Here is an 862-nt window from a genome sequence, read left to right as displayed (position 1 = left end):
GCATCCGCTCCATCTGCTGTCTGCTTACCGTTCCACTTGAACTTGAAGTTTATTGTCTTTCCACTGTCTACCTGTGTTGCTGCAGCCTTGAAGTTTCCACCTACTGTTCCCTTTACTGTATAGTTAGTGTCAGGCTGTGCTGCTGCAGTAAACTTAGCTCCAGGTACGGTTACTTTAAGTGTGTCATCTACTGCGTTTATTGTATCCGCAAGTTCCTTATAAGTCTTGAGTTTTGCAGCATCCTTGAGCTTCAGGGCAACTGTTACTTTGCGTCCCTCAAGCTTTGTCTCTGTAATCTCAAACTTTCCGTTTGCTCCGTCGAGTCTTGCTTTAGGCGTAGCAGTACCGAACGTCATGCCTTCCGGTAATTCTATGCTTGCAGTAAATGTTGTATCCATTCCCGACAGCTTAATCTTCTCGCCGTTAGGGTCATTGAACATATGCTCAATCTGCTTCATCTGCTCCTTGATTGGCTTTACATTTAGAGCGCCGGTAAAATCATGAGTGGCATTCTTATTGCTCTCAAATACCTTATCATGCTCTGTTTCATTTCCAATAAGGATATCTCCTTCAAGATCTCCATCTCTTTCAAAATCCTGTGGTGTAGGATTCTTGTACTTGAGTGTAAAGGTAATCTTGCTCAAGTCATTTGGTGCAATCGCATCCGCTCCATCTGCTGTCTGCTTACCGTTCCACTTGAACTTGAAGTTTATTGTCTTTCCACTGTCTACCTGTGTTGCTGCAGCCTTGAAGTTTCCACCTACTGTTCCCTTTACTGTATAGTTAGTGTCAGGCTGTGCTGCTGCAGTAAACTTAGCTCCAGGTACGGTTACTTTAAGTGTGTTATCTACTGCGTTTATTG

At 43.7% G+C, this 862-nt stretch carries 1 pseudogene; it reads right to left on the bottom strand.

The features are described 5' to 3' along the window. Nucleotides 1-862: pseudogene (locus AXF17_RS02860) on the bottom strand (hypothetical protein); the annotation flags it as partial.

Origin of the sequence: Mogibacterium pumilum (assembly GCF_002243385.1) — a bacterium.
Classification (GTDB): Bacteria; Bacillota; Clostridia; order Peptostreptococcales; family Anaerovoracaceae; genus Mogibacterium; species Mogibacterium pumilum.
This window is presented reverse-complemented; position numbering and strand designations above follow the sequence as displayed.